This is a genomic window from Rickettsiales bacterium (genome assembly GCA_033762595.1).
In the GTDB taxonomy this organism is placed as follows: domain Bacteria; phylum Pseudomonadota; class Alphaproteobacteria; order Rickettsiales; family UBA8987; genus JANPLD01.
On sequence record JANRLM010000003.1, the window covers coordinates 32,702 to 41,332 of the forward strand.

The 8,631-nt window shown below is 34.2% G+C and carries 10 protein-coding genes, 1 tRNA gene and 1 other RNA gene; 2 read left to right on the plus strand and 10 right to left on the minus strand.

Annotated features, from left to right (window positions below; translation table 11 throughout):
* Positions 1–26 precede the first annotated feature (26 nt).
* Entirely contained in the window at positions 27–812 is a 786-nt protein-coding gene (locus SFT90_00235; protein MDX1948913.1) for a lysophospholipid acyltransferase family protein, read from the minus strand.
* A 13-nt stretch (positions 813–825) separates the two neighbouring features.
* Complete coding sequence (locus tag SFT90_00240) at positions 826–1,638, minus strand: GNAT family N-acyltransferase (protein MDX1948914.1); 813 nt, start codon at positions 1,636–1,638, stop codon at positions 826–828.
* A gap of 121 nt (positions 1,639–1,759) precedes the next feature.
* On the opposite strand from SFT90_00240, the gene SFT90_00245 reads away from it, so the two are divergent.
* A tRNA-Met gene (locus tag SFT90_00245) sits at positions 1,760–1,834 on the plus strand.
* Positions 1,835–1,836: 2 nt separating this feature from the next.
* On the opposite strand, the gene greA is transcribed toward SFT90_00245, so the two are convergent.
* Entirely contained in the window at positions 1,837–2,310 is a 474-nt protein-coding gene (gene greA, locus SFT90_00250) for a transcription elongation factor GreA (protein ID MDX1948915.1), read from the minus strand.
* Positions 2,311–2,378: 68 nt separating this feature from the next.
* On the opposite strand from greA, the gene yihA reads away from it, so the two are divergent.
* Positions 2,379–2,990 (plus strand): ribosome biogenesis GTP-binding protein YihA/YsxC, encoded by a 612-nt coding sequence (yihA, locus tag SFT90_00255; protein MDX1948916.1) that lies wholly within the window; start codon positions 2,379–2,381, stop codon positions 2,988–2,990.
* Here yihA and lpxK read toward each other — a convergent pair.
* From lpxK to SFT90_00290, 7 genes are all read right to left on the minus strand, one after another.
* A complete protein-coding gene (gene lpxK, locus SFT90_00260; protein ID MDX1948917.1) occupies positions 2,983–4,002 on the minus strand; it encodes a tetraacyldisaccharide 4'-kinase in 1,020 nt (339 codons plus the stop codon). The two genes, yihA and lpxK, sit on opposite strands and share 8 nt — an antisense overlap.
* The gene (locus SFT90_00265; protein ID MDX1948918.1) at positions 3,995–5,260 is read right to left on the minus strand and encodes a 3-deoxy-D-manno-octulosonic acid transferase; all 1,266 of its coding nucleotides are present in this window, start codon (positions 5,258–5,260) and stop codon (positions 3,995–3,997) included. The genes lpxK and SFT90_00265 overlap by 8 nt, the downstream gene beginning before the upstream one ends.
* A complete protein-coding gene (locus tag SFT90_00270; protein ID MDX1948919.1) occupies positions 5,260–5,952 on the minus strand; it encodes a lysophospholipid acyltransferase family protein in 693 nt (230 codons plus the stop codon). Before SFT90_00270 ends, SFT90_00265 begins: the two co-directional genes overlap by 1 nt.
* 33 nt (positions 5,953–5,985) lie before the next feature.
* An RNA gene (rnpB, locus tag SFT90_00275) (RNase P RNA component class A) lies at positions 5,986–6,376 on the minus strand.
* Positions 6,377–6,419: 43 nt separating this feature from the next.
* A complete protein-coding gene (locus tag SFT90_00280) occupies positions 6,420–7,298 on the minus strand; it encodes a fumarylacetoacetate hydrolase family protein (GenBank protein ID MDX1948920.1) in 879 nt (292 codons plus the stop codon).
* Positions 7,295–8,155 carry a bifunctional methylenetetrahydrofolate dehydrogenase/methenyltetrahydrofolate cyclohydrolase FolD gene (gene folD, locus SFT90_00285; GenBank protein MDX1948921.1) on the minus strand — a complete coding sequence of 287 codons (861 nt, stop codon included), beginning with the start codon at positions 8,153–8,155 and terminating at the stop codon, positions 7,295–7,297. The genes SFT90_00280 and folD overlap by 4 nt, the downstream gene beginning before the upstream one ends.
* A partial coding sequence (locus SFT90_00290; GenBank protein MDX1948922.1) for a tryptophan synthase subunit beta occupies positions 8,152–8,631 on the minus strand: 480 nt, incomplete at its 5' end. The genes folD and SFT90_00290, both read right to left, overlap by 4 nt.

Genomic DNA, 8,631 nt, shown 5'->3' on the forward strand with positions numbered 1-8,631 from the left:
TTAATAAGAAAATGAAAGATAAAAATTTAAGAAGAAAACCCCTCATTTATTACATTTTCGCAATGTTTGCTGAGTTCTTTGCGACAACCAAAATCAGAAAATTTAACACCTTGGTGATAAATCAGCTTAACTTCTGCACCCTTAACGCCAAGCAAATTCCAGAAATGTGGAAGGAATTTCATATCACCATACCAAGCAATTTTATCAAGGTTTTTAGCATCTGCTGGCATTCCATCAATTTTAGTATAAACGATTGAAATTGGCTGAACGCATATATTTTTATCATCATCACGGGTGCTGGTTTCCTCATCTAAATTGGGTTCTGCAACGCTAAAAAGTGAGGTTTTGAATGGCAAAACCTTAGTGCCATCATTCGTTGTGCCTTCTGGGAAAAGAACAATGCTATCACCTGATTTTATAATATCTTGAATGGTTTCCTTCTGTTCAAGCGATCGCAAAGCATCTCTTTGAATATAAACTGGTAAAGAAAGATTAACCAAAACATTGATAATCGGCCATTTTGAAACTTCAATTTTTGGCGTATATCTAGCAGAAATTTTTGAGCCAAGCACTATAATATCTAAGTAAGATGTATGGTTGGAAACATATAGAACTGAATCATCTGGCAGGTTTTCAAAGCCCTGTTCGTGAACTTTAACGCCAAATATTTTTAGAACAAAATTAAAATAAAACTTTAGAAGTTTTTCGTGAGTTGGAACTGAAATTCTATAAGTAAAACCTCCAATAAGAAGGCATAAAATTGTAAAAGAAACAAATAAAATAAATTTTATTGAAGCTCTGAAATTATGCATTTGTAAAAATAAATTACTTAACAAAATGTTCTGAATATCTCTTAACAATTTTTTGCGTATCCATAATGGTGCAAACATCAGTGGTTTCGCAGATTTTATCAATTACAGCACCTTCACCAATCATACAGCCAGTTCTAATATAACCTTTAATGAGTGATGGCAGATTAGATAAAGCCTTCTTTTTATCAATATTTTCAAGTGGGAGGACATTAATATCCGCCCTAAATTTTGGTAGTGCGATAGGGCAAATCTCATCTGGTGCTTTGTGAAAATGCATTAAATATGAAATTGATTCCTCGTGTAGTTTTGCATCAATTCCGTTAAAACTTGCACAGCCAAAGAGGTAATTAATTTTATGAAACACAATAAAAGCACCAATTCCTCGCCATAAAAGCTGAATTGCTTTACCATCGCGATATTTTGGGTGAATGCAAGAACGGCCAAGCTCAAGCAAATTATATTTTGAATTTTTTAGTTTTGAAATATCAAATTCACCCTCAGTATAAAATTTGGAAGGGGTTTTAGTTTCATTTCTTCTAAGCAGGCGATAAGTGCCAACAACCTTGATATCTGAGGGGTTTTCATCATCAACTACAAGCAAATGCTCGCATTCTTTATCAAACTCATCTTGATCAATTTTACCAGAGGGCGTGGAAATATTTTTAGGCTCTTCAAAGAAAACAAATTGCCTTAGAATCTGAGATTTAACAAGCTCTTCATTGGTTTCAGCGAGTTTTAGGTGAAGCGAGCCGATTCTGCAATCAGATAAATCAGGAAAAACCGATGTATTAAGAGGCATTTTTAGCAAATTAGTTCTATTTTGCATTAGATTATTTTAAGCCTTAAATCAACTAATGATTTTAATGCAATAAAATTTCACTAATTTATTGACAAAAGCATTGCAAATAAACTATTTAGTGCGTGATTAATTTTCTATCTAAGAATTTGGCTCGGTAGCTCAGTGGTAGAGCAGGAGGATCATAATCTCTTGGTCGGGGGTTCAAATCCCTCCCGAGTCACCAATTTACTTATAACTCACTTTAGTGATTTCATATTTTCTTTTGCCGCCGGGGGTTTGGATTGTTACAATATCTCCTTCTTCCTTGCCAATTAAGCCGTGTGCGATAGGTGAGGTAACGGAAATTTTATGATTTGTAATATCGGCTTCATACTCACTAACTATTTGATATTTCTTTTTTTCTTCAGTTTCATCATCAATTAATTCAACAATTGCACCAAAAACAATTCTCTCACCAGAAAGTTTAGAAACATCAATAATTTCAGCATTTGCGATGATGTTTTCAAGCTCTTGAATTCTGCCCTCTATAAAGCTTTGCTTCTCTTTTGCGGCGTGGTATTCAGCGTTTTCCTTCAAATCTCCGTGAGATCTCGCCTCGGCAATTGCTTCAATAATTGCTGGCCTATCTTCAAATTTCATCTTTTTATGCTCTTGCTCTAGCTTTTCATATCCTTGTTTGGTGATTGCAATTTTAGACATAGATATTATGTGTTTGTTTTTAAGCGATGTAGTCTATATAATTGAAATCTTATTACAACTAATTTTTAATGAAAAATATAAATCGCAAAATTAGAAATTGGAGCAATGCCGAGTTCAAAATAGGTGCAAATTCTATTGAGGCAATTCCAGCTACAAGCCTTAATGAAATTGCTTTTGCTGGTAGATCTAATGTTGGAAAATCATCTCTAATTAATTCTCTCACCACAAGAAATTCTTTAACTAGGGTTTCAAAAACGCCCGGTTGCACCAAGCAATTAAACTTTTTTTTGCTAGAAGAAAAAATTTATTTGGTGGATATGCCGGGTTATGGTTTTGCTCAAATTAGTAAAAAAGAGCAATTAAACTGGGGAAAACTTATCAAAGATTATCTTTGTGGTAGGCCATATTTGAAAAGGGTTTATATTTTAATTGATGCTAGAATTGGCTTCAAACCTGTTGATTTTGAGATTATGAAATTGCTTGATACAAGTGCGGTTAGTTATCAAATAGTGTTCACTAAGGCTGATAAAATTAGCAAATTAGATGAAGAAAAACTTCAAAAATCCTTTGAGGCAATTGGTAAAAAACACCCAGCCTTGCACCCAAATTATATTATTACAAGCTCAGTAAATGAAGCTGGAATTGATAATCTCAGGCAAGAGATTGAGGAGTTTATTTAACTAACTCATTTATTTTAGCCAAAAGATTTTGAGAAGAAATATTAATCCGCATTTTTGTATAATCTGTAATTTTTTTCATTTCATCAGAGAGTTTTATATAATCTTTTTCGGTAGTGATTAGTTGAGATTTTTCAGCTTCCGCAAGGGTTTTGAGGTGATTAAAATCATCTTGATAATATTTATGGTGATCAGGAAAAATAACTTTTTCAACCACTGAAAGCCCAATATTTTCAAGTGTTTTGAAAAATTTTTCAGGGTTGCCTATACCTGCAAAGGCGGTGTATGCTATCTCTTTATTATGGTTAGAAGTAATTTCAATATATGCATTGTGAAACTCAAGCTTTTTGCGAGATAATTTTTCAATTCTTTTTGGTAAATCTTCTGAATGTTCACCAATAATTAAAATATCATTTACATCTTTTAAGCAGAAATCCAGCCTATCACGCAAAGGGCCTGCGGGCATAACCATACCATTTCCAATGGCATAATTTCCATCAAAAACGCAGAGAGAAAAATCTTTTATAATTCTTTCATCGTGCAAGCCATCATCTAAAATAAGAATTTCATAACCAAGTGATTCCGCGTATTCACAAGCTTGCAGGCGGTTTTTGCACATTATGCAATCGCCAGTTTGAGATAGTAAATAAGCCTCATCACCTACTTCACTTGGTTTATGGTTTTTATTATCAACTAAAACTGCACCATATAAAATGCCTTTGTAACCCGTGTTTATGAAAGCAATTTTCTTGCTTGGGTTATTCAATTTTAGAAAATTATAAATTGCGATTGCGGTTGGTGTTTTGCCTGCTCCACCTGCTATTGCGTTGCCGATGCAAATTATTTTTGCATTAAAGTTTTTAGGATTTTTACATTTTGGAATTAATCTTTTTACTAAAAAATAAATCAGTGAAAATGGAAGTAGTAATTGAGCAATATCATTTTTCTCACGCCAAAAGCTCGGTGCTTTTGAGGGTAAAATATTTTCAGATATAAATTTAAGAAATTTATTCATTTCTAATAAATCCCTCAATATGATTTAGGTAATTTGCTAGAATGCCTTTTTTGCTCTCAACATATTCAAATGCTAGGTTGGCAGCTTGTTTTTGCAAGTTATAATCAGCGATTAAATTTTTAACATTCTGAAAAATTGCTTCACTATCTTTAACTAAAATTACAGCTTTTTTGATTTTCATTTCAGTATAAACTTCTTGAAAATTAAAATAATTTTTTCCTGAAATAATTGCGCAGCCTAGTCTTGCAGCTTCAAGCGGGTTTTGCCCACCATGAGTAATTAATGAGCCACCCATAAAAACAATATTTGCAACGCGATAAAAAACCCCAACCTCACCAATAGTATCTGCAAGATAAATATCCGTTTCAGGTTTTATTTTTTGATTTTTACTTCTAGTAGCAAATTTTAGATTTGAATTTGAGATAAGTTTTTCAATATCTCTGGCTCTTTTTGGATGTCTTGGCATTATTATTGTTAGAATATCTGGATAAACTTCCTGCAATTTTTTGTGGGCTTCAATAATAATTTCCTCCTCACCAATATGGGTGCTGGCACAAAGCCAGATATTTCTATTACCTATTTGAAGGATCAGATTTCCAAGCGCTTCAGGGTTGCTTGGCAGGGTGGGGGCTTCATATTTCAAATTACCTGCTATAATTGTTTTTGGTGAGCCAATATCGTTATATTTGAATTTATCATCTTCAGTTTGCACTAAACAGAGAGAAAAATTTGAGATTATTTTTTCAGCAAATTCAAGATTGTTTTTCCATTTTCTAAAAGATTCATCAGACATTCTGCCATTTATAAGTAGTAATTCACAATTAGATTTTTTAGTTTCAATTATAAGGTTTGGCCATAATTCTGATTCCACCCAAATTGCAAGATTCGGTTGCCAATGGCTTAAAAAGCGGTGAACGGAATCATATGTATCAACTGGAATAAATTGATGGATTACATTGTTAGGAAGTCTTGAAGCCATTAATTTTGAAGAAGTTAGCGTGCCGGTTGTCATCAAAATATTAATGTGCGGAAATTTTTTTGAAATTTCAGATATTAACGGCACAACACTAACTGATTCTCCAACGCTTGCTGCGTGAAACCAAATTAAAAAACCCTCTTTTCTATCAGCGGAGGCGTAACCTAACCTTTCATAAAATCTCTCAGAGTCTTCCTTGCCCTTAAATAGCCTGTAATTTAGGTATAACCTAACTAAGAATGAAAAATATCTAGTGATAAATCTGTATAATTTTAATAGCATTATTTTTTATAAACTAAATCTGATTCATCAGTTATTTGGTTAAGTGTTTCTTCAACTTTATTAGTAAATTCAATTTCATTCTGATAAATATTTTTATCATAAATAATTTCATCACCGAATATAATAGTAATTTTTGAAAAGGGCAGGGGGAAAATAAAATTATCCCAAGTCTTAAATCTGATGGCATTTGAGCAAGAAAAACTCATTGGTAAAATAACCGCATCTGCTCGAGAAGCCACAGCAAAAAAATTACTTTTTACTTTTCTAGCTGGCCCTTTGGGTCCATCAGGTGTTATAGCTATATTATTTCCGTTAGATAATTCTTTTAAGGTTGCTTTTAGAACATAAGCCCCACCACGATTTTTGGCGGTTTTATCTTCACTTGCCAGCCTATTTGTTGAGCCTCTGATTGCACCAAATCCAAATTTTGCGATGATTCTTGCGATAATTTCCCCATCATTATGGCGAGAAATAATTGCAGAAAATTTTTTATTTCCAGTATCCATAAAAGCGAGTGGAAATAGCCTGCCGTGCCAAGTGCAAACAATACAAGGCTTTTTACTTTTTAGAAAATTATTGTAAGCAGAAATATTTTTGAATTCTATTCTTGAGGTTTTGAAGCAAACCCAAGCTATAAAAGCAATTATGCTAGCGATTATTTCAAACAAAAAAATTCTAAAAAAATTTCTCATTAAAGTATGTTTGGTTTTTAATATTTAAATTTGAAAAAGGGATAATCTATAAGCCGAGTTCTGTTCAGGCGTAAGCCTTCTGCAACCATTCATCTGGAGGTAAAATCACTTTTACCCTCTAGCAACTTACCCGAATATTAGTGAGTTTCCTCAAAATTTCAGAAAATAATTTGACTTGAAGCCAAGCCCTAATATCCCTACTTAGTTTTGCTTCTGGTGAGGTTTTGCGTGCCTTGTTTGTTGGCAAACAAGCGGTAGGCTCTTACCCTGCCTTTTCACCCTTACCTTAAATTGCTTTAAGGCGGTTTGTTTTCTGTGCCACTTTCTCTAAGGTTACCCCTGCTAGTAATTACCTAGCACCATTTTCTGTGAAGCCCGGACTTTCCTCTCAAGTTTAACCCCAAGCGGTTGCTCGATTATCCCAAGCAAATTTGTTAAACCAACAATGCAAATATTCAAGTGATATTTTAGGCTTCGCTTTTTACGATGTTTTTTAATCTGCCGATTGATTCTATTTCAATAATAATCTCATCATTATTTTTCATAAAAACTTTTGGATCTCTTGCAAAGCCAACGCCTGCTGGTGTTCCAGTAAGAATTACATCACCAACATTTAGGGTCATAACTTTGCTGAGTTCCGCAATTAGAAAACCCAAATCATAAATCATATCCGTGGTGTTGCCATCTTGCATTAGATTTCCATTAAGGTAGGAGCGAACTTTAAGACCTTTGGCTTTTGCAGGCAATTCATCTTTTGTAATAATATAACCACCAAGTGAACCAGATTTATCAAAGTTTTTACCGAGCGTCCATTGTGGGGTTCGCTTCTGAAAATCACGCACTGAGCCATCATTAGCAAGAGTATAGCCGAGGATATAATCTTCCGCATTAGCCTCATTAATATGCCTACCTTGTTTGCCGATAACAATTGCAAGCTCAGCCTCATAATCATATTTATCAGAAACTTTTGGCAGGATTAAATTTTCACCATCTGCAACAAAGGATGAATTGAGGCGAATGAAGAAAACTGGGTGTTTGGGAACTTCCTGAAAGCCTTCTTTTGCGTGTTCAAGATAATTCAAGCCAACGCAAATTACTTTAGAATTTTGCGATAAAGGAAGTGCGAAACTCGCTTTATCTAGGGGCGTTAAATCTTTTTTATCAAGTTTTTTGAGATTATTTTCAACTTCAGAAAAATTTTCAGAAACATAGCCTAAAAAATCAGAAAAATTTTTGAGTGGTGCATCAAGATTGCTAATTACTTTTGAATATTCAGCATAACCATTCTCATTTGCAACTGCATATATTGAAGTGTTTTCAGACGTTTTTAAGTTAAATAATTTCATATAATTTTATTCACATTCTTAAATGCTTGCAGTGTATTATTCAGCAAGCAAGCGATTGTCATTGGCCCAACGCCGCCCGGAACAGGGGTAATTGCACTTGCAATAGGTGAAACATCTGCAAAATCTACATCGCCAACTAGCTTATTTTCAACTCTATTAATCCCTACATCAATAACAACTGCACCTTGTTTAACCCAGTTTTTCTTAACAAGCAGAGGCTTACCAACTGCAACAACTAGAATATCTGCGGTTTTGCAAACTTCTTCAATGTTTTTTGTTTTGGAATGGCATATTGTAACGGTGCAACCTTCATTAATTAACAAGTGAGACATAGGCTTGCCAACGATATTACTTCTGCCAATTACCACTGCATTTTTGCCAGAAATATTTTCACCTAAAACATCTTTTATTAACATAAGAGAGCCAAGCGGAGTGCATGGTATAAGAGCTTTTTTATTTCCAGTTACAAGCAACCCACGATTAATAACATTAAAACCATCAACATCTTTTTCAGCGGAAATGCTTGAGATAACTGCGTCTTCAGAGATATGTTTTGGTAGTGGAAGCTGGACTAAAATTCCATTTACTTCAGGGTTTTTGTTTAGTTCATCAATTTTAGAAATTAGCGTTTTTTCGTCAATGTTATCAGGATATTTGAATTCAAAGCTTTGCATTCCAACTTCTAAAGTTTGTTTTGCTTTGTTGCGAACATAAACTTGGCTTGCAGGGTCTTCACCCACTAAAATCACCGCTAAACCAGGGGTTTTGTTGGTTTTTTTCTTTAATTCTTCTACTTCAGATTTAATTTTTTCTCTGAGGTTTTCTGCAAATTTCTTTCCATCAATTATTTTTGTCATAATCTTTCCATAATAGTAAAAATATCTTTATCACCCCTACCGCATAGATTCATTATAATAAGCTCAGAGGAATGATTTTTTGCCTCACGGATTATATATCCCATTGCGTGAGAAGGCTCTAAAGCAGGGATTATACCTTCTGTTTTAGCAAGGGTTTGGAAGCCTTTTAGGGCATCTTCATCAGTTGCACTTTGATAATCAACCCTGCCAATATCGTGTAAATATGAGTGTTCTGGGCCAATACCTGGGTAATCAAGCCCTGCTGAAATTGAGTGAGATTCTAAAATCTGCCCTTTATCATCTTGTAGATAATATGTTTTATTGCCGTGCAGAACCCCAACTGAGCCCTTAGCAATAGATGCGGCGGTTTCTTGGGTGTCAACACCCTTACCAGCGGCCTCAACGGCGGTCATCTTAACATTTTCATCATTGATAAAATTATAGAAAAGCCCTAAAGCGTTTGAGCCACCGCCAAT

Excerpts from the sequence above, each read along its gene's own strand:
- greA (MDX1948915.1), bottom strand. The coding sequence starts at position 2,310 with ATGTCTAAAATTGCAATCACCAAACAAGGATATGAAAAGCTAGAGCAA.
- SFT90_00280 (MDX1948920.1), bottom strand. The coding sequence starts at position 7,298 with ATGAAATTATTTAACTTAAAAACGTCTGAAAACACTTCAATATATGCA.
- SFT90_00240 (MDX1948914.1), bottom strand. The coding sequence starts at position 1,638 with ATGCAAAATAGAACTAATTTGCTAAAAATGCCTCTTAATACATCGGTT.
- SFT90_00265 (MDX1948918.1), bottom strand. The coding sequence starts at position 5,260 with ATGCTATTAAAATTATACAGATTTATCACTAGATATTTTTCATTCTTA.
- SFT90_00235 (MDX1948913.1), bottom strand. The coding sequence starts at position 812 with ATGCATAATTTCAGAGCTTCAATAAAATTTATTTTATTTGTTTCTTTT.
- yihA (MDX1948916.1), top strand. The coding sequence starts at position 2,379 with ATGAAAAATATAAATCGCAAAATTAGAAATTGGAGCAATGCCGAGTTC.
- SFT90_00270 (MDX1948919.1), bottom strand. The coding sequence starts at position 5,952 with ATGAGAAATTTTTTTAGAATTTTTTTGTTTGAAATAATCGCTAGCATA.
- folD (MDX1948921.1), bottom strand. The coding sequence starts at position 8,155 with ATGACAAAAATAATTGATGGAAAGAAATTTGCAGAAAACCTCAGAGAA.
- lpxK (MDX1948917.1), bottom strand. The coding sequence starts at position 4,002 with ATGAATAAATTTCTTAAATTTATATCTGAAAATATTTTACCCTCAAAA.